Source organism: Streptomyces humidus (genome assembly GCF_014649655.1).
Lineage (GTDB): Bacteria > Actinomycetota > Actinomycetes > Streptomycetales > Streptomycetaceae > Streptomyces > Streptomyces humidus.
The window spans coordinates 102429-121103 of record NZ_BMTL01000015.1 but is presented as its reverse complement, the minus strand read 5'-3'; the positions used below and the strand labels follow the sequence as shown (position 1 = coordinate 121103).

Below are 18675 nucleotides of genomic sequence, written 5' to 3'. Positions count from 1 at the left end.
ACGAGCATCGAAGAGCAGGACATGTGCGAACCGACGAGAGGGACGGCGATGACCGCAACAGTGACAGCCGACGACACGGTCACCGCGGCCTGGCGAGGCTTCGCCGGGACCCGCTGGCGCGAGCTGATCGACGTGCGCGACTTCATCCAGGCCAACTACACCCCCTACGAGGGCGACGCGTCGTTCCTGGCGGGTGCCACCGAGCGCACCCGGGCCGTCTGGGAGAAGGTCAGCTCGCTGTTCCCGGAGGAGCGTGCGCGGGGCGTCCTCGACGTGGACGTCGCCACGCCGTCGACGATCACCTCGCACGCCCCCGGCTGGATCGACCGCGACCGTGAACTGATCGTCGGCCTGCAGACCGACGCCCCGCTGAAGCGCGCGATCATGCCCAACGGCGGTCTGCGGATGGTCGAGAACGGTCTGAAGGCCTACGGCTACGAGCCCGACCCCTTCGTGACCAAGGTCTTCGGGACCTACCGCAAGACCCACAACGACGGTGTCTTCGACGCGTACACGCCCGAGATGCGGACCGCCCGCAAGGTCGGCATCATCACCGGGCTGCCCGACGCCTACGGCCGCGGCCGGATCATCGGGGACTACCGGCGCGTCGCCCTGTACGGCACCGACCGGCTGATCGAGGCCAAGCGGGCCGAGAAGGCCCTGCTGGACGGCCGGCCGTCCAGCGAGCATGTCATCCGCGACCGCGAGGAACTCGCCGAGCAGATCAAGGCCCTGGCCGAGCTGACCCGCATGGCGGCCGCCTACGGCTGCGACGTCTCCCGCCCCGCGGTCACCGCGCACGAGGCCGTGCAGTGGCTCTACCTCGGCTACCTCGCCGCGGTGAAGGAGCAGAACGGCGCCGCGATGTCGCTGGGCCGCACCTCGACCTTCCTCGACGTCTACCTCCAGCGGGATCTGGACGAGGGGACCGTCGACGAGTCCCGCGCCCAGGAACTGATCGACGACTTCGTGATCAAACTGCGCATCGTCCGCTTCCTGCGCACCCCCGAGTACGACGCCCTCTTCTCCGGCGACCCGACCTGGGTGACCGAGTCCGTCGGCGGCATCGGCGCCGACGGCCGCCCGCTGGTCACCCGCACCTCGTTCCGCTTCCTGCAGACCCTCTACAACCTCGGACCCGCCCCCGAACCCAACCTCACCGTGCTGTGGTCGCCCCGGCTGCCCGCCGGCTTCAAGGAGTTCTGCGCCCAGGTCTCCATCGACACCAGCGCCGTCCAGTACGAGTCCGACGAACTGATCCGCCCCCGCAACGGCGACGACACCGCGATCGCCTGCTGCGTCTCCGCCATGGCGGTGGGCAAGGAGATGCAGTTCTTCGGGGCGCGCGTCAACGTGGCCAAGGCACTGCTGTACGCCGTCAACGGCGGGCGGGACGAGATGACCGGTGACCAGGTCACCCCCGAGACCGCCCCGCTGACGGGGGACTACCTGGACTACGAGGAGCTCTCGGCCGCATACGACCGTGTACTGGACTGGTTGGCGCAGACATACGTCAACACGCTCAACGTCATCCACTACATGCACGACAAGTACGCCTACGAACGCATCGAGATGGCGCTGCACGACCATCCCGTGCACCGCTTCATGGCCTGCGGCATCGCAGGTCTCTCGGTGGCCGCCGACAGCCTGTCCGCCGTCAAGTACGCCCGGGTGAAGGTCATCCGGGACTCGACCGGGCTGGCCGTCGACTTCGTGACCGAGGGCGACTTCCCGGCGTACGGCAACAACGACGACCGCGCCGACGCACTCGCCGTCGGCCTGGTCGAGTCCTTCATGGCCAAGGTGCGCAGGCACCCCACCTACCGGGACGCCGAACACACCCAGTCCGTGCTGACCATCACCTCGAACGTCGTCTACGGCAAGCACACCGGCAACACCCCCGACGGCCGCCGGGCGGGACAGCCCTTCGCCCCGGGCGCCAACCCGATGAACGGCCGTGACCGGCACGGCGTCGCGGCCTCCGCCCTCTCGGTCGCCAAGCTGCCCTACGAGCAGGCCCGCGACGGCATCTCGCTCACCACGACCATCACGCCGGAAGGGCTGGGACACCGCCCGTCCGAGCGCGCGGGGCATCTGGTGGGCATCCTGGACGCCTACACGGCCGCCGGCGGCTTCCACATGAACGTCAACGTCCTCGACCGCGCGACGCTCCGGGACGCCATGGAGCACCCGGAGAAGTACCCGGACCTCACCATCCGGGTCTCGGGGTACGCCGTCAACTTCGTCCGCCTGACCCGCGAGCAGCAGCTCGACGTGATCAGCCGCACCTTCCACGGAACGCTGTGAAGGCCGTGACGACCGGCCGGATCCACTCCTGGGACCTGTCCACCGGCGTGGACGGTCCCGGGACCCGGTTCGTCCTCTTCGTCAGCGGATGCCCCTTGCGCTGTCTGTACTGCGCCAACCCCGACACCTGGCACATGCGCGACGGCCGGGAGGCGACCGTCGACGAGGTGATGGCGGAGATCGAGAAGTACCGCGCCTTCGTCACCACGGCCGGCGGCGGGGTGACCATCACCGGGGGAGAGCCGCTGCTCCAGCCCGCCTTCACCGGCGAGGTGCTGCGCCGCTGCAAGGAGGCCGGGCTGCACACCGCCCTGGACACCTCCGGCTTCCTCGGCGCGCGCGCCACCGACGAGCTCCTCGCCGACACCGATGTCGTCCTGCTGGACATCAAGTCCTTCGGCGCCGGCGCCTACCGGAGACTGACCGGCGGCGAACTCGCCCCCACCCTCGACTTCGCCACCCGGCTCGACCGGCTCGGCGTCCCGATGTGGATCCGGTACGTCCTGGTCCCCGGCTGGACCGACGATCCGGAGCGTGTGGACGCCCTGGCCCGTTTCGTCGCGGGGCTCGGCGCCGTCGAGCGGGTCGACGTGCTGCCCTTCCACAAGCTCGGCGCGGTGAAGTACGAGGCCCTGGGGATCCCCTTCCCGCTGCGCGACAACCCGGTACCCGACGCCGCCCTGACCGAGAGCGTCCGGGCACGCTTCAAGAGGCAGGGAGTGCCGGCCTACTGACGATCGAGCCACGCCCGGTACGAGGCCACGGCCGTCGGGAGCGTCGGGAAGATCCGGTCCCTGCCGACCGAGTCGGCCAGGCCGTACGCCTCAAGGTCGTCCAGCAGGTCCTGCTTCACCCGGGCGAGGGCGAACACGATGCCGCGGCGGGTGAGTTCGCGACGCAGCTCCTCGACCGCGTCGAGGGCGGTGATGTCCACCTCGACATTGGCCTCGGTGTTGAGGAGGAACCAGCGCACCGGGGCGCTCTGTTCGTCGACGGCGGCCAGCGCACGGCGCCGGAAGTCCTCCGCGTTGGCGAAGAACAGCGGCGAATCGTAGCGGTAGACCAGCAGACCCGGGACCGTACGGGCGGTGGGGAAGTCGTCGACGTCGTGCATCCCGGCCACACCGGGGACGAGGCCCTCGATGGCGTCGTGCGGGCGGGCCACCCGGGCGAGCAGCTCGGCCACCGACAGACCGACGGCGACGATCACTCCGTACAGGAGGTCCAGGGTGAGCACCCCGGCGAGGCACCCGAGCGCCAGGAACAGTTCCCTGCGCCGGAAGGACGCCAGCCGGCGGAAGCCCGCGAAGTCGATCATCCGGACCGCCGCGTAGACGACGAGCGCGCCGAGCACGGCGGACGGCGTGCGTGCCAGCAGGGAGCTGAGAAAGAGCAGCACACCGAGGACGACGACGCCCGCGACCAGTGAGTACGCCTGGCTGCGGGCGCCCGCGGAGGAGGCCAGCGCGGTGCGGCTGGCACTGCTGCTCACCGGGAAGCCGTGCAGCACCCCGGCGCCGAGATTGGCGGCGCCCAGGGCGAGGAACTCCTGGTCGGCGTCGAGTCCGGGCCCTTCGCCGTCGTGGCCGGCGAAGGCCCGCGCGGTGAGGATGAAGTCGGTGTAGGCCACCAGGAGCACGCCCAGCGCGGGCAGCACGAGACGCGGGAGCTCGCTCAGGTCCGGCAGGGCGAGGCCCGGCAGGCCGGCCGGGATCTCGCCGATCACCTTCAGTCCGTACCGGCCGTCGAGGTCGAAGGCCACCACGGCGGCTGTGCCGAGGACGACCGCCACCAGCGGGCCGGGCACGGCCCGGACGTATCGGGCCAGGACGAACAGGAACACGAGGGTGGCCGCGGAGAACAGGACGGTGGCGAGATGCGCGTCCGCCGCGTGGCTGACGAAGGACCACAGTTGCGGGAAGAACAGCGAGCCGGACGTACGCACCCCGGTGAGCTTGGGCAGCTGGTCCACCGTCATGATGAGCGCCACGCCCGCCAGATAGCCGATCAGCACCGGGCGGGAGAGCAGATCCGCGAGGAAACCCAGGCGCGCCGCCCGGGCGACCAGGCACAGCAGCCCGACCGTGACCGCCAGGGCCGCCGCCAGTGCGGCGTAGCGTCCGGAGTCCCCGGCGGCGAGCGGCGCGACCACCGTGGCCGTCATGAGGGCCGTGGTGGACTCCGGGCCGACCGACAGCAGGCGGGAGGAACCCAGCACGGCGTACAGCGCGAGCGCGGGGAGGATCGCCCACAGACCGGCCGCCGGAGGCAGCCCGGCCACCCCCGCGTAGGCCATGACCTGCGGCACCAGGTACGCGGCCACCGTCACCCCGGCGAGCAGATCGCCCGTGAGCCACGCGCGCCGGTAACCGAGGAGGGCGGCGAGCCCCGGCGCCAGCCGGCGCCACGTCGGGACGCACCTCGCCGAACCCTTGGTCATCTGCCGCCCTCCGTCGTCTGCCCACATGATCCACCGCTGTGCGACCGGGCGCGAGACCTCTGGCCGTACCGGGCGCGTCCACAGCGCGGCCCCGAGCCCAACGGCCCGCGAACACAGGGCCGTTCGGCCCCACGGCGCAGACCTTCGGCATCCGGCGCCGGCCGCCGCGCAGGACGAGAGTCAGTCACGTCAGGCAACGAGCCGACCGTCCCCGAAGGGAAGCATGACCATGGCCGTCCACGAGCACCCGCACCGGAGTTCCGGTTTCCACCTGCCGTCGTTCCGCAGGAACGGGACCGCCTCCGCCTCCGCGCCGGGCGTGTCGGCACGCACCGACGCGCACACCGCAGGCGCCTACGCCTTCGCGTCCCTGCGTCTGCTCACCGGGTTCGTCTTCCTGTGGGCCTTCCTCGACAAGACCTTCGGCCTCGGCTACGCCACCCCCTCCGGCAGGGGCTGGATCGACGGCGGCTCGCCGACGAAGGGCTTCCTCGGCTCCGTCGCCGTCGGGCCGATGGAGTCCACCTTCCACTCCTGGGCCGGCGCCCCCTGGGCCGACTGGCTGTTCATGCTCGGTCTGCTCGGGATCGGGCTCGCCCTGACCGCGGGGGTCGCGCTCCGGATCGCCGCCGTCGCGGGCACCGCGATGATGGCGCTGATGTGGGTCGCCGAATGGCCGCCGGCCAGGCACCTGTCGGACGGTTCGGCGAGCATGTCGAACAACCCCTTCGTCGACTACCACCTGATCTACGCCGTCGCCCTGATCGTCCTGGCCGCTGCCGCCGCCGGCGACACCCTGGGCGTGGGCCGGCGCTGGGCCGGGCTGCCCTTCGTCCGCGACCACAGCTGGCTGCGCTGAACACCGACGACGCGCCGGGCCGTGCCGCACGGCCCGGCACGCCGGACCGTGCGGGGGTCGGTCGGCCCGGACCCGGGACCAGTGGCCCCTGCACGCCGAACCCCCCGAAGAAGACTCTGGAATCGGATCCCTCACCCCAGGAGGTGGAGATCATGCTCCGCACCATCACCGTAGGTCTCGACGGCTCGCGCGAGAGCCGGGCCGCCGCGGAATGGGCGGCCCGCGAAGCGAAACTGCGCGGCCTGCCGTTGAAGATCGTCCATGTCTGGGAGCCGGTGCCGGAGCCGATGGCGCAGGCGCCCCTGCTCGGTGCGGAGACCCACCAGCACTGGACCGAGCGGGTCCCCCGGGAAGCCGCGGAGGGGATCCGGCTGCGGCACCCCGGCGTCGAGGTGCGCACCGAACAGGTGAGCGGCCAGCCGGCCGACGCACTGGCCGAAGCGGCGAAGAGCGCCGAACTGCTCGTCCTCGGCTCGCGCGGCCTCGGCGGAGTCGGCGGGTTCATGGTCGGCTCGGTCGGTATGGCCGCCATCGCGCACGCGGACCGCCCCGTCGTGCTGGTGCGGGCCCTGGAAGTGGCCGCCGACGAGCACGAGCCGGACCCGGTCGGGGTCCCCTCGGCCGCGACGCCCTTCCTGCCCGTGGTCCTCGGACTCGACGTCGAGCACCCGGACGGAACGCTGCTCGAGTTCGCCTTCGACGCCGCCAGGCGCCGGGCGACGCCCCTGCGGATCGTCCACGGCTGGAACCCGCCGCCCTACTACGCCTACGGCACGCCCGCCAACCCCGCGCTGTACGAAGCGCTGGCGCTCGCCGACGCGGAGGCCCTGACCGAGGCGGTGCGGCCCTGGCGGCAGAAGTACCCGGACGTGGAGGTCGTCGAGGAGTCCCGCAACGGCAGCCCGGCCGTCCACCTCGTGGACGCCGCCCGCGAGGCCTCCCTCGTGGTCGTGGGCCGGCGGATCCGCCGCAGCCCGTTCGGCGCCCACATCGGTCACGTCACCCACGCCGTCCTGCACCACTCCGCCGTCCCCGTCGCCGTCGTCCCCCACGGCTGACGCGTCCCGCGGATCACCGCCCATCGCCTGCGAGGAGAAGAGAACCATGAAAGCAGCGGTCGTACGAGCGTTCGGTGAGCCTCTGGTCATCGAGGAACGCCCCGACCCGGAGCCCGGCCCCGGCCAGGTCCGCGTCCGACTGGAGGCGTCGGGCCTGTGCCACACCGACATCCACGCGGCGCACGGAGACTGGCCGGTCAAGCCGAACCCCCCGTTCGTCCCGGGCCATGAGGGCGTCGGCCTGGTGGAGGCGCTCGGCGAGGGCGTGACCCACCTGTCCCTCGGACAGCGGGTCGCCGTGCCCTGGCTCGGCCGGGCGTGCGGACGGTGCGAGCACTGCCTGTCCGGCTGGGAGACCCTGTGCGAGCAGCAGATCAACACCGGCTACGGCTGCGACGGCGGATACGCCGAGAAGATGCTGGCCTGGGCCGACTTCGCGCAGCCGGTGCCGGACGGCATCAGCGCCCTGGAGGCCGCCCCGCTGACCTGCGCCGGCGTCACGACGTACAAGGCGCTGAAGGTCGCGGACGTCAGGCCCGCCCAGCTCGTCGCGATCTCCGGCATCGGCGGGCTCGGCCATCTGGCCCTGCAGTACGCGAAGATCGCCGGCGCCACGGTCGCCGCGATCGACGTCACGGACGACAAGCTCCGGCTGGCCGCCGAACTCGGCGCGGACATCGTGATCGACGCCCGCAAGGAGAACGTCGGCGAGGTGCTCAAGCGGCACGGCGGCGCTCACACCGCCCTCGCGCTCGCGGTGGACGACGCGGCGTTCGAGGCCGTCAACGCCGGGCTGCGGCGCGGCGGCAAGCTCGTCATGGTGGCACTGCCCGCGCACGGCACGGTCCGCCTGCCCGTCTTCGACACCGTGCTGAACGGCACCTCGGTGATCGGTTCGATCGTCGGCACCCGGCAGGACCTCGCCGAGGTCTTCCAGTTGCACGCCGCGGGCCGGACCAAGGTCATCTACGAGACCCGCCCCCTCGCCTCCGTCAACGAGTCCATCGACGAGGTGCTGCGCGGCGAGGTCGAGGCCCGCATCGTGTTCGACCTCGACCAGGGAAGGTGAGGACGATGGATCTGCCGATCGTCGTGGGCGTCGACGGCTCGGAGCCGAGCCTGCGGGCCGCCGACTGGGCGGCCGACGAGGCCGCCCTGCGCGGGGCCCCGCTGCGGCTGGTGTACGCCTCCCTCTGGGAGCGTTACGAGGGCGAGTCCCTCGCGAAGGACGTCGGCAAGCCGTCCGAGCAGGTGCGGGCCGAGGACATCGTGGGTGCGGCCGCGGAGCGCGCCGCGCGGCGGCAGCCCGGCGTCGAGATCTCCACCGACGTGCTGCCGGAGGAGCCCGGGTACGCGCTCGTCCGTGAGGGACGCGACGCCTGTGCGCTGGTGCTCGGCACCCGCGGGCGCAGCGGCTTCGTGGAAATGCTCCTCGGGTCGGTCAGCCTCACCGTCGCCGCCCACGCCGACTGCCCGGTGATCGTGGTGCGCCCCGGCCACGACAACCAGGTCCGGGCGGACGCGCACGGCCGCGTGGCCGTGGGGATCGGCGAGCAGGGCGCGGACTCCGCCGCGCTGCGCTTCGCCGTCCGGGAGGCGCGGCTGCGCCACGCGAGCCTGGACGCCGTAAGGGCCTGGCGGTGCCCCGCGCACGAGACCACCGACCACCCCCTGCTCGCCGACGAGCCCGCGCGGCTGCACGAACAGCACGCCGCCGACGTCCTGGACACGGCACTGAAGGAGACGCCCGCGGACGTGGACGTGTACCGGCGGACGGTCGAGGGTCCCGCCCGCAGGGTCCTGCTGAACGCCTCGCACGAGGCCGACCTGCTGGTGGTCGGGGCCCGCCGCAACCCGGGACACCTGGGGCTCCAGCTGGGGCGGGTGGCCCACGCGGTCCTGCACCACTCCGCCTGCGCCGTCGCCGTCGTACCCGAACCGACGACAGAACGTGGGGAAGGGGCCGGCTCCCGGACCCCCGCCGGGTGATCAGCGGACCCGCGGCCGCGGTTCCCCGCCGCGGGCGTTCGTGACCGCTCGGCCCGGCCGCGGGCCGTCCGGCGGCGCCGCGATCCGGGCCGGCGGCGGGCCGGGCACCCGGCCCCCGTCCGCTCGACCCGCCGCGTGAAGGTCCGCCGCGTGAAGGTCCGCCGCGTCACCGTCCCCGGAAGGCCGCCGACCACCACCGAGCACCGGATCCCGTGCCCGATCCTGCGGCTTCACCGACCGTCCTCCGCAGCACCGGCGGTTCCCTCTGCACGCATCCCGCCGCGCCCGCGCCGCGTTCCCGGCGGCCGTCCCGTCCCGCACCGCCCGATGACCCCATGCCCGCACGCCGACGACTCCCGGAGCCCACACCATGTCCAAGGTCGAACACCAGGACGCCACCGCACTGACCGACGCCGAACTGCACACCCTGGACGCACACTGGCGGGCCGCCAACTACCTGGCCGCCGGACAGATCTACCTGATGTCCAACCCCCTGCTGACCGAGCCCCTGCGGCCCGAGCACATCAAGCCCCGGCTGCTCGGCCACTGGGGCACCTCGCCCGGTCTCAACCTCGTGTACACGCACCTCAACCGGGTGATCAAGGCACGCGGACTCGACGCCCTGTGCGTCTGGGGTCCGGGCCACGGGGGCCCGTCCGTCCTGGCCAACTCCTGGCTGGAGGGCAGCTACAGCGAGACCTACCCGGACGTGCCGCGGGACGGCGCCGGCATGGCCCGGCTGTTCCGCCAGTTCTCCTTCCCCGGCGGTGTGCCCAGCCATGTCGCCCCGGAGACGCCCGGTTCCATCCACGAGGGCGGTGAGCTCGGCTATTCGCTGGCCCACGCGTACGGCGCCGCGTTCGACAACCCGGACCTGCTGGTCGCCTGCGTGATCGGCGACGGCGAGGCGGAGACCGGCCCGCTGGCCGCGTCCTGGCACTCCAACAAGTTCCTCGACCCCGCGCACGACGGCGCGGTCCTGCCGATCCTGCACCTCAACGGTTACAAGATCGCCAACCCGACGGTCCTCTCCCGCCTCCCGGAGTCCGAACTCGACGAGCTCCTGCGGGGATACGGCCACGAGCCCCTGCACGTGACCGGCGACGACCCGCTCCAGGTGCACCGGGCCATGGCGGCGGCGATGGACGACGCCCTGGACCGGATCGCCGTCATGCAGCAGACCGCACGCGAGGACGGCGTCACCGAGCGCGTGCACTGGCCCGTGATCGTGCTGCGCACGCCGAAGGGCTGGACCGGCCCCGCCGAGGTGGACGGCGTGCCCGTCGAGGGCACCTGGCGCGCGCACCAGGTCCCCCTGGACGGGGTCAGGGAGAACCCCGAGCACCTCCGTCAGCTGGAGAGCTGGCTGCGCTCCTACCGGCCGCAGGAGCTCTTCGGCGCCGACGGACGACCGGTCGCCGACGTCCTCGCCTGCGTCCCCGACGGCGCCGGGCGGCTCGGCGCCACCCCGCACGCCAACGGCGGCCTGCTCGTCCGCGACCTGCCCCTGCCGCCGCTGGACGACTTCGCCGTGCCCGTGGACAAGCCGGGCGTCACCCTGCACGAACCCACCCGGGTCCTGGGCGACCTCCTCGCCCGGGTGATGAAGGACACCGGCGGCCGCCGCGACTTCCGCCTCGTCGGGCCCGACGAGACCGCCTCCAACCGGCTCCAGGCCGTCTTCGACGTCAGCGGCAAGGCCTGGCAGGCAGAACACCTGCCGGTCGACGAACACCTCGAACACCACGGCCGGGTCATGGAGATCCTCTCCGAACACACCTGCCAGGGCTGGCTGGAGGGATACCTGCTGACCGGCCGGCACGGACTGTTCTCCTGCTACGAGGCGTTCGTCCACATCGTCGACTCGATGGTCAACCAGCACATCAAGTGGCTCAAGACATCAAGGGAGCTGGCCTGGCGCGCTCCCATCGCCTCGCTCAACTACCTGCTCACCTCCCATGTGTGGCGCCAGGACCACAACGGCTTCTCCCACCAGGACCCGGGCTTCGTCGACCACGTCCTCAACAAGAGCCCCGACGTCGTACGCGTCTACCTGCCGCCGGACGCCAACACCCTGCTGTCGGTGGCCGACCACGCCCTGCGCAGCCGTGACTACGTCAACGTGATCGTGGCCGGGAAGCAGCCGTGCTTCGACTGGCTGTCCATGGACGACGCCCGCGCCCACTGCGCGCGCGGCGCCGGCATCTGGGAGTGGGCCGGGACGGAGGACGGTGGCGAACCGGACGTCGTGCTGGCCTGCGCCGGCGACGTGCCCACCCAGGAGGTGCTCGCCGCCGCCCAGCTGCTGCGCCGGCACCTGCCCGCCCTCGCCGTCCGCGTGGTCAACGTCGTCGACATGACCCGTCTGCTGCCGCGCGAGGAACACCCGCACGGCATGAGCGACTTCGAGTACGACGGCCTGTTCACCACCGACAAGCCGGTGATCTTCGCGTACCACGGCTACCCGTGGCTGATCCACCGGCTCGCCTACCGCCGCACGGGCCACCGGAACCTGCACGTACGCGGTTACAAGGAGTCCGGCACCACGACCACGCCGTTCGACATGGTCGTCCGCAACGACCTCGACCGCTACCGCCTCGTCATGGACGTCATCGACCGCGTCCCCGGCCTCGCCGTGCGCGCCGCCGCCGTACGCCAGCAGATGGCCGACGCGCGCACCCGGCACCAGGCCTGGATCCGCGAGCACGGCACCGACCTGCCCGAGGTCGCCGACTGGACCTGGAACAGCTGACCCCGCACACCGCCCCGCACCCCGCCCTCTCACCCCGTCCGGAAGGAAGCACCGCCATGACCGTACGTGTCGGCATCAACGGCTTCGGCCGCATCGGCCGCACCTACCTGCGCGCGGCCCTCGACCGCGCCGAGGAGGGCGTCCAGGACGTCGAGGTGGTCGCCGTCAACGACATCGCCCCGCCCGCCACCCTGGCCCACCTGCTGGAGTACGACTCGACCTTCGGGCGCATCGGACGCGACGTCGAGCACGACGACAGCTCCATCACGGTCGACGGGCGGCGCATCGCCGTCACCGCCGAACGCGACCCGGCCGCTCTGCGCTGGTCCGACCACGGGGCCGCAGTCGTCGTCGAGTCGACCGGCCGGTTCCGGGACCGGGACTCCGCGGCCCTGCACCTCAAGGGCGGAGCGCACACCGTGCTGCTGTCGGCGCCCGGCAAGGGCGTGGACGCCACCATCGTGATGGGCGTCAACGACCGCGCCTACGACCGGCACCGTGACCGGATCGTCTCCGCCGCCTCCTGCACCACCAACTGCGTCGCCCCGATGGTGAAGGTGCTCGACGACGCCTTCGGCGTCGAACGCGGAGTCATGACCACCGTCCACGGCTACACCAACGACCAGTCCCTGCTCGACGGCCCGCACAAGGACCTGCGCCGGGCCCGCTCGGCGGCCCTCAGCATCATCCCGACCAGCACCGGAGCCGCCCGCGCCGTCGGGCTGGTGCTGCCGGAGCTGGCCGGGGCACTGGAGGGGATCGCGGTCCGGGTCCCCGTGGAGGACGGCTCCCTCACCGACCTCGCCGTCGTCCTCGCCCGGGAGGCGGGCGCGGAGGAGATCAACGCCGCGTTCCAGGCGGCCGCGGACGGTCCGCTGCACGGGATCCTGCGCGTCTCGAAGGCTCCGATCGTCTCCCGGGACGTCATCGGGGACCCCTCGTCCTGCGTCTTCGATCCGGCGCTGACCCAGGCCAACGGCACCCTGGCCAAGGTCTTCGGCTGGTACGACAACGAGTGGGGCTACACCAACCGCCTCCTGGACCTGACGGCCCTCGTGGCGGACGACTGACGCGTCCCGGCCGCTCGCGGCCACGGCGCGCGCGGGGCCGGTCGGCGGCGGGCCCGGGGCCGACCGGCCCCGGCGACGGCCCCCGTGCAGCCCATGGGCTCCGCCGCCGCCGAGCCGGACGATCGAGGCAGCGAAAGCCACGGAGGAGACCTGCGATGACGGACGACCTGCTCGACCGGCCCACGGTCCACGCCCTGCTCGCGGACGGCACCACGGTGAGCATCCGGCCGGCGCTCCCGGGCGACCGCGAACAGCTTCAGGGGTTCTACGAGGAGATGTCACCGGAGAACCTCCGTCTGCGGTTCTTCGCGGCGAGCCGGCGCTCGGCCGCCCAGGCCGCCGACCGGGCCTGCGCCCGGCACCGCCCCGGCTACCGGGCGCTGCTGGCCGAGGCGGACGGCCGGGTGATCGGCATCGCCGAGTACGACACCGGTGAGCAGACGGGCGACCCGGCGAAGGACGACCCGGCGAAGGACGGCGGGGAGACGGGCGACGAGGCGAAGGGGACCGGGGGCACGGGCGGCGCGCAGCACGGTGGCGCGCAGCCGAAGGGCGCGGCGAAGCGCGACGCGGAGATCTCCATCGCCGTCGCCGACGGCCTGCACCACCGGGGCGTGGGCACCCTGCTCGTCGAGCACCTGGTCTCCGCGGCGCGGACGGAAGGGATCACCACCTTCACGGCCGACGCGCTGACCGAGAACCACGAGGTGCTCCGGCTCTTCGACGACCTCGGCCTGCGCACCTCGCGCCGCTTCGAGGGACCGCAGGCACGCTGCGTCATCCACCTCGACGAGGACGACGCCTACCTGTCGGCCGTGGAGGCCCGGGGCCGGGCCGCCGACGTGGCCAGCCTGCTGCCGCTGCTGCGGCCGGCCGTGGTCGCCGTGGCCGGCGCGGGACGCGCGCCCGGCTCGGTGGGCCGGGCGATCCTCCACCACCTGCACTCGGGCGGCTACACGGGCCGGCTCTTCGCGGTGAACCCGCACGTCACGTCGGTGCTCGGCGTGCCGTCCCATCCGTCCGTCGCGGCCCTGCCGAGGACCCCGGACCTGGTGATCGTGGCCGTGCCGGCCGTCGCGGTCCCGGCCCTCGCCGACGAGTGCGGCCGGGCGGGGGTGCGTGCGCTCGTCGTCGTCACCGCCGGCCTCGACCACACCCAGGCCCAGGCCCTGCTGACGGCCTGCCGCACCTACGGCATGCGCCTCGTCGGCCCCAACTGCCTCGGTGTCTCCAACACCGAACCGGCGCTGAGCCTGGACGCGACCTTCGCCGCCGACCACCCCCGGCCCGGAACGGCCGGTGTCGCCGTGCAGTCCGGCGGGGTCGGCATCGCCCTGCTCGACGGGCTGTCCCGCCTGGGCATCGGCGTCTCCTCCTTCGTCTCGCTCGGCGACAAGTTCGACGTCAGCGGCAACGACATGCTCCAGTGGTGGGAGAGCGACGGCCGCACCGGCCTCGCCCTGCTGCACCTGGAGTCCTTCGGCAACCCCCGCGCCTTCTCCCGCACCGCCCGCCGCGTGACCCGCCGCATCCCGGTGCTCACCGTCGACGCCGGCCGCACCGACGCGGGCCGCAGGGCGGCCGCCTCGCACACGGCGGCTGCCGCCACCCGCACCATGACCCGAGGCGCGCTGTTCACCCAGGCCGGCATCACCGCCACCCGCTCGGTGGGCGAACTCCTGGAAACGGCGGCCCTGTTCCACTCCCAGCCGTTGCCGGAAGGCAGCCGCGTCGCCGTCGTCACCAACGCGGGCGGCGCCGGGGTGCTGGCCGCCGACGCCTGCGCGGAAGCGGGCCTCGCCCTTCCCCCCTTCACCCCGGCGACGATCGACGACCTGCTCGCCGTGCTCCCGGACGGCGCCGCCGTCGGCAACCCGGTCGACGCCACCGCCGCCGTTTCGGAGGAACAGCTCACGGAGTGCGTCGACCGCCTCACCCGCTGCCCCGGCATCGACGCAGTCGTCGTGGCCCTCGTCCCCACCGCGGTCGCGGCGGCCACCGGTGACGACCTGGTCCGGGCCGTCACCGCCGCGCCAGGCCGCCGGGAGCGGCCCGTGCTCGCCGTCCGCCTGGAACAGGACCGGGCCGTGCTGCTGCTCCCCGCCGCCGACGGCGGCGCCGTCCCCTCCTACGCCGAACCGCAGGCGGCGGCCCGCGCGCTGGCCCACGCCGCGCAGCGTGCCGCCTGGCTCCGCCGCCCCGCCGGCACCGTCCCCGGCCTCGACGACGTCGAGACCGAGCGGGCCCGCACGGTCGTGGCGGAGTACCTGGCCGCGCACCCGGACGGCGGCTGGCTGGACCCGTCCACCTGCGCCGATCTGCTGGCCTGCTACAGCGTGCCGCAGATCCCGTGGGCCTGGGCCGAGACGGAGGACGAAGCCGTACTCGCCGCCGACCGGCTGCGCGGTTTCGACGGCCGGGTGGTCATGAAGGCCCACTGGCCCGGGCTGCTCCACAAGGCCCGGCAGCGGGCCGTCCACCTGGACCTGCGCGGCGACTCCCAGGTGCGGGCCGCGTTCCGCGACCTGGAGAACCGCTTCGCCGGGCTCATGACCGGCGTGGTCCTGCAGCCCCTCGCCGCGCGCGGCACCGAACTCTTCGCCGGTGTCGTCCAGGACGAGGTCTTCGGGCCGCTCGTCCTGTTCGGACTGGGAGGGACGGCCACCGAGGTGCTCGCCGATCACGCGGCCCGCCTCGCCCCGCTCACCGACCGCGACGTGCACGAGCTGCTCACCGCCCCGCGGTGCGCCCCGCTGCTGCTGGGCGCGGACGGAGACCCGCCTGTCGACCTCGGAGAACTGGAACAGCTGCTCCTGCGGCTGTCCCGGATGGCGGCGGACCTGCCGCAACTCGCCGAGGCCGACTTCAACCCCGTCCTGGCGACGCCGGCCGGCGCGACCGTGCTCGACGCACGGATACGCCTGGTGCCGCGCCGCCCCCAGGACCCCTACCTGCGCCGACTGCGCTGAGGAGGAACGGCCATGAGGCACGACAAGGTCGGCACCGTGATGACCACGGACGTCGTCCGCGCCGAGTACGGCACCCCGTTCAAGGAGGTGGCCCTGCGGCTCGCGACCCACGGGATCAGCGGACTGCCGGTGGTGGACGAGGACGACAAGGTCATCGGGGTTCTGTCCGAAACGGACCTGATCATGCACCAGGCGACCGCCCCCGGCCCGTACGGCGCCGGGCACCGCCCGAGGCTCGCCCACCTCGCGCCCGGCGCCGGGCGGCGGACCGCGAAGGGCAGGGCACGCACCGCCGGCGAGCTGATGACGCGGCCGCCCGTCACCGTGCACGCCGACGACACCATCGTCCGGGCCGCCCGCACCATGGCCCAGCGGCACGTGGAACGGCTCCCCGTGCTCGACGAGGAGGACCGCCTCGTCGGCATCGTCACCCGGCGTGACCTCCTCCAGGTCTTCCTGCGGCCCGACCGGGACATCCGCACCGAGGTCGTGCGAGAGGTCCTGGCGGACGCGCTGTGCCTGCCGCCCCGCAGCGTCGAGGTCTCCGTGACGGAGGGCGTGGTGACGCTCACCGGGCAGATGGAGCGCAAGAGCGAGACGGAGATCGCCGTGGCCATGACCCGCCGGATCGACGGCGTGGTGGACGTGGTCGGCCGTCTCACCTACCGGCTGGACGACGCTCGCCTGCGCGTCGAGGAGCAGGCGGGGGCGATGCACGGCGTGGCCGACGACTGGCTGCGTCGGCTGTGACGGACAACGATGGGAACGGACAGCGGTGAGTACCGGCAGCGACGTGAAACGACAGCGACGACCGACAGTGATGTGAACCGACAGTGATGTGAACCGACAGCGAAGGGAGGCGGACCATCATGACCGACACCGTGCTGGTCACCTACGGAACGACGAACGGATCCACGGCGGAGATCGCCGAAGCCGTCGCCGACGTCCTGCGCAAGGCCGGACTGGCAGTCGAGTCGATGCCGGCCCGGTCGGTGACGGGAGCGTCGCGCTACGCCGCCGTCGTGGTCGGCGGCGGCCTCTACGGGGGGCGCTGGCACAAGGACGCGCGGCGGTTCGTCCGCCGCAACCGCGCACTCCTCGAGGAGCGGCCGGTGTGGTTCTTCAGCAGCGGCCCGCTCGACGCCTCGGCGTCCGAGCGGGACATCCCGCCCGTGCGGGGCGTGCGGCGGGCCATGGACCGGCTGGGCGTCGAGGACCACGTCACCTTCGGTGGATGCCTGGAGGAGGGCGCGAAAGGCCGGATCGCCAAGATGATCCTGCGCTCCGGCAAGGGCGGCGACTTCCGGGACTTCGGCGCCATCGAGGCGTGGGCCGGGACCGTCGCCGACAGGCTGACGCACACCTGAGCCGACAGGCTGACGCACACCTGAGAGGAACCGGACGGCCGGCCCGCAACGCGCCCGGCCCGTGCCGTGCCACCCTCGTGCCGGGACCGGCCCCGACGCCCGCGTGAGCCGGGCGTCGGGGCCGGTCTCATGACGTCGTCCGGGCGGGCGTCGTCGTCCGGGCCGTCCGGGCGGGCACCACGGCGACCGGGCACGAGCCCCGACGCAGGAGCAGCCGCACGACCTCGCCCCACTCCTCACCGGGCCGGGCGCCCACCACGGCCAGCGAGGCCCCGTCGGCGTGATGCAGCAGCGCCTGAGCCGCAGCGAGAAGCAGGACGTCCTCGTACACGGGCACCTGCGGATACCTCTCGCGCCACGGGCGCAGCACGTCGGCCAGGAGCTGCACCTCGTGGTCCTCCCAGATCGCACGCTCCGCCTCCGGGACGCCGAAGGGCCACTCGGCGGCACAGGACGGAAGCGACCAGGCGTGCACGACGTGCAGGAGGGCGCCATGTGCCCGGGCGCTGTCGAAGGCGAAGCCGATCACGTCGTCCGAAGCGCGCCGGGCGTCCGTTCCGAGCAGGATCCGCTCGGAACGCGGTGGGCGCGCGGATCCGTCCGGGACGAGCACCAGCGGACGGCCGCCCGCCCGGACGGCGGCGGGGAGCCGGAGGCCGGGATCGGGGTCGCCCGCGTCAGACGGACCAGGGACGCCGCATACGACCATCTCCACCCGGCCCGGGTCCGGTGGCACGGCCAGGACCACGGGCGCGGGCAGACCGCGCAGCCGCGCCTCCCGCTCGGCCCAGTCCACCGCGCGCCGGCTCGGCCCCGACGGATCGGTACAGGCAATGATCACTCGACTCATCGAAGTCGCCCTTTCCGGTGCGGTGGAAACGCGCGGACGCGGTGCCGCGGGCCGGCCTGTCGCCCGCCCCGGCGCCGCGGCGGCGGCCGGACGGCCGGGTTCTTCCGGCCGGACCGGGCCAGGGCGGGCACACAGGAGGGCCCCGGCCGTTCTCGGACCGGGAACCCTGTTCCGCGATGCGTCGTGCGTTCAGCTGGTCTTGTGGCCCCACCGGGGCCCCACCTGATCCCATTCCCTGCCCCACTCGTCGACGCGACGCCGGTCGAGCCGCCACCGGGCGGCCGCACCGGCGCCGAACACCAGGCCGGCGAGCCCGGCCGCGGCCCCGAGACCCAGGAAGCCCGACTCGAACGCCGCCTGCGTGGAGCTCGGCGGCGCGGTGGTGAGACGGCCGTGGCCGTCCTGCCAGACGGTGACCCTGGAGCCGGCCCTGAGGCCGGACTTCACCTGGGTCCGCCCGTCGTGGGCCGAGCCGTCGGCCGCCGTCCAGCGCACGGTCGCCGACCGCCGGTCCGAGACGCCCCCGATCGCGACGTCCCCGCGGGGGACGTCGTTCACGACCACGGCCCGTACGGGCTGCCGCTCGGCTCGCTGCCGGGCGAACACCTCGTCGGCGGCATGAGCGGTCACCAGCCCGGCGACGGCGCCGCCCACGACGAAGACGACCCACACGGCCAGCACGATCCAGGCCTCGACGACGTCGTCACGCCGACGCAGCGGGTTGCTCTGCCAACGCCACAACCGTTTCCTCGCATACGTGCCGCTGGGCATCGGTCCGCACCTCCTCGTCGTCGTGGTGACCCTTCAGACGGTGACAGCCGAGACCCCGCCGCGGCATGGGCCGACCAGGCGTCGCCACAGGGCCGTTCGGGGCCGGCGCCGCTGTCGGGGAGGGCCGTTCAGCCCAGGCCCCCGACCGGCGGGCCCGGCCGGGCCCTCGGCCCACCCGGTGCGGGGGACCGTCCGGGCGGGCGACGAGGGCCGGACGGCCCAAGCGGACCAGCTGGAAAGACG

General features: G+C 73.3%; 14 protein-coding genes. 11 read left to right on the top strand and 3 right to left on the bottom strand.

Features of this window, described 5'->3' with window-relative positions:
• Window positions 1-48: 48 nt before the first annotated feature.
• Both pflB and pflA read left to right on the top strand, forming a co-directional pair.
• Window positions 49-2307: a formate C-acetyltransferase gene (gene pflB / locus IE239_RS19170; protein WP_190150579.1), complete on the top strand. Its 2259-nt coding sequence runs from the start codon at window positions 49-51 to the stop codon at window positions 2305-2307.
• Window positions 2304-3041, top strand: coding sequence for a pyruvate formate-lyase-activating protein (gene pflA / locus IE239_RS19165; RefSeq protein WP_190150578.1), 738 nt, complete (start codon window positions 2304-2306; stop codon window positions 3039-3041). The genes pflB and pflA overlap by 4 nt, the downstream gene beginning before the upstream one ends.
• On the opposite strand, the gene IE239_RS19160 is transcribed toward pflA, so the two are convergent.
• Window positions 3035-4747, bottom strand: a complete 1713-nt coding sequence (locus IE239_RS19160; protein WP_190150577.1) for a SulP family inorganic anion transporter — start codon at window positions 4745-4747, stop codon at window positions 3035-3037. The two genes, pflA and IE239_RS19160, sit on opposite strands and share 7 nt — an antisense overlap.
• 229 nt (window positions 4748-4976) lie before the next feature.
• On the opposite strand from IE239_RS19160, the gene IE239_RS19155 reads away from it, so the two are divergent.
• From IE239_RS19155 to IE239_RS19115, 9 genes are all read left to right on the top strand, one after another.
• Entirely contained in the window at window positions 4977-5606 is a 630-nt protein-coding gene (locus tag IE239_RS19155; protein ID WP_190150631.1) for a DoxX family membrane protein, read from the top strand.
• 152 nt (window positions 5607-5758) lie between these two features.
• Window positions 5759-6664, top strand: a complete 906-nt coding sequence (locus tag IE239_RS19150) for a universal stress protein (protein WP_190150576.1) — start codon at window positions 5759-5761, stop codon at window positions 6662-6664.
• Window positions 6665-6710: 46 nt separating this feature from the next.
• The gene (locus IE239_RS19145; protein WP_190150575.1) at window positions 6711-7733 is read left to right on the top strand and encodes a zinc-dependent alcohol dehydrogenase; all 1023 of its coding nucleotides are present in this window, start codon (window positions 6711-6713) and stop codon (window positions 7731-7733) included.
• Window positions 7734-7738: 5 nt separating this feature from the next.
• On the top strand, window positions 7739-8653 hold the full coding sequence (locus IE239_RS19140; protein ID WP_190150574.1) for a universal stress protein: 915 nt from the start codon (window positions 7739-7741) through the stop codon (window positions 8651-8653).
• Window positions 8654-9023: 370 nt separating this feature from the next.
• Window positions 9024-11405 (top strand): phosphoketolase family protein, encoded by a 2382-nt coding sequence (locus IE239_RS19135; RefSeq protein ID WP_190150573.1) that lies wholly within the window; start codon window positions 9024-9026, stop codon window positions 11403-11405.
• 56 nt (window positions 11406-11461) lie between these two features.
• Window positions 11462-12475, top strand: coding sequence for a type I glyceraldehyde-3-phosphate dehydrogenase (gene gap, locus IE239_RS19130; protein ID WP_190150572.1), 1014 nt, complete (start codon window positions 11462-11464; stop codon window positions 12473-12475).
• 155 nt (window positions 12476-12630) lie between these two features.
• Window positions 12631-15444: a bifunctional acetate--CoA ligase family protein/GNAT family N-acetyltransferase gene (locus IE239_RS19125; RefSeq protein WP_190150571.1), complete on the top strand. Its 2814-nt coding sequence runs from the start codon at window positions 12631-12633 to the stop codon at window positions 15442-15444.
• A 12-nt stretch (window positions 15445-15456) separates the two neighbouring features.
• Window positions 15457-16194, top strand: a complete 738-nt coding sequence (locus tag IE239_RS19120; RefSeq protein ID WP_190150570.1) for a CBS domain-containing protein — start codon at window positions 15457-15459, stop codon at window positions 16192-16194.
• Between the two features lie 119 nt (window positions 16195-16313).
• Window positions 16314-16811 (top strand): flavodoxin domain-containing protein, encoded by a 498-nt coding sequence (locus tag IE239_RS19115; RefSeq protein ID WP_190150569.1) that lies wholly within the window; start codon window positions 16314-16316, stop codon window positions 16809-16811.
• A 127-nt stretch (window positions 16812-16938) separates the two neighbouring features.
• Here IE239_RS19115 and IE239_RS19110 read toward each other — a convergent pair whose 3' ends face one another.
• Complete coding sequence (locus IE239_RS19110) at window positions 16939-17661, bottom strand: universal stress protein (protein WP_229878184.1); 723 nt, start codon at window positions 17659-17661, stop codon at window positions 16939-16941.
• A gap of 189 nt (window positions 17662-17850) precedes the next feature.
• Complete coding sequence (locus IE239_RS19105; RefSeq protein WP_190150568.1) at window positions 17851-18432, bottom strand: Rv1733c family protein; 582 nt, start codon at window positions 18430-18432, stop codon at window positions 17851-17853.
• Between the last annotated feature and the right edge of the window lie 243 nt (window positions 18433-18675).

Bases quoted from the DNA above. Each gene is read 5' to 3' on its own strand.
- pflB (WP_190150579.1), top strand. From the start codon at position 49: ATGACCGCAACAGTGACAGCCGACGACACGGTCACCGCGGCCTGGCGA.
- IE239_RS19160 (WP_190150577.1), bottom strand. From the start codon at position 4,747: ATGACCAAGGGTTCGGCGAGGTGCGTCCCGACGTGGCGCCGGCTGGCG.
- IE239_RS19155 (WP_190150631.1), top strand. From the start codon at position 4,977: ATGGCCGTCCACGAGCACCCGCACCGGAGTTCCGGTTTCCACCTGCCG.
- IE239_RS19150 (WP_190150576.1), top strand. From the start codon at position 5,759: ATGCTCCGCACCATCACCGTAGGTCTCGACGGCTCGCGCGAGAGCCGG.
- IE239_RS19145 (WP_190150575.1), top strand. From the start codon at position 6,711: ATGAAAGCAGCGGTCGTACGAGCGTTCGGTGAGCCTCTGGTCATCGAG.
- IE239_RS19140 (WP_190150574.1), top strand. From the start codon at position 7,739: ATGGATCTGCCGATCGTCGTGGGCGTCGACGGCTCGGAGCCGAGCCTG.
- IE239_RS19135 (WP_190150573.1), top strand. From the start codon at position 9,024: ATGTCCAAGGTCGAACACCAGGACGCCACCGCACTGACCGACGCCGAA.
- gap (WP_190150572.1), top strand. From the start codon at position 11,462: ATGACCGTACGTGTCGGCATCAACGGCTTCGGCCGCATCGGCCGCACC.
- IE239_RS19125 (WP_190150571.1), top strand. From the start codon at position 12,631: ATGACGGACGACCTGCTCGACCGGCCCACGGTCCACGCCCTGCTCGCG.
- IE239_RS19120 (WP_190150570.1), top strand. From the start codon at position 15,457: ATGAGGCACGACAAGGTCGGCACCGTGATGACCACGGACGTCGTCCGC.
- IE239_RS19115 (WP_190150569.1), top strand. From the start codon at position 16,314: ATGACCGACACCGTGCTGGTCACCTACGGAACGACGAACGGATCCACG.
- IE239_RS19110 (WP_229878184.1), bottom strand. From the start codon at position 17,661: ATGAGTCGAGTGATCATTGCCTGTACCGATCCGTCGGGGCCGAGCCGG.
- IE239_RS19105 (WP_190150568.1), bottom strand. From the start codon at position 18,432: ATGCCCAGCGGCACGTATGCGAGGAAACGGTTGTGGCGTTGGCAGAGC.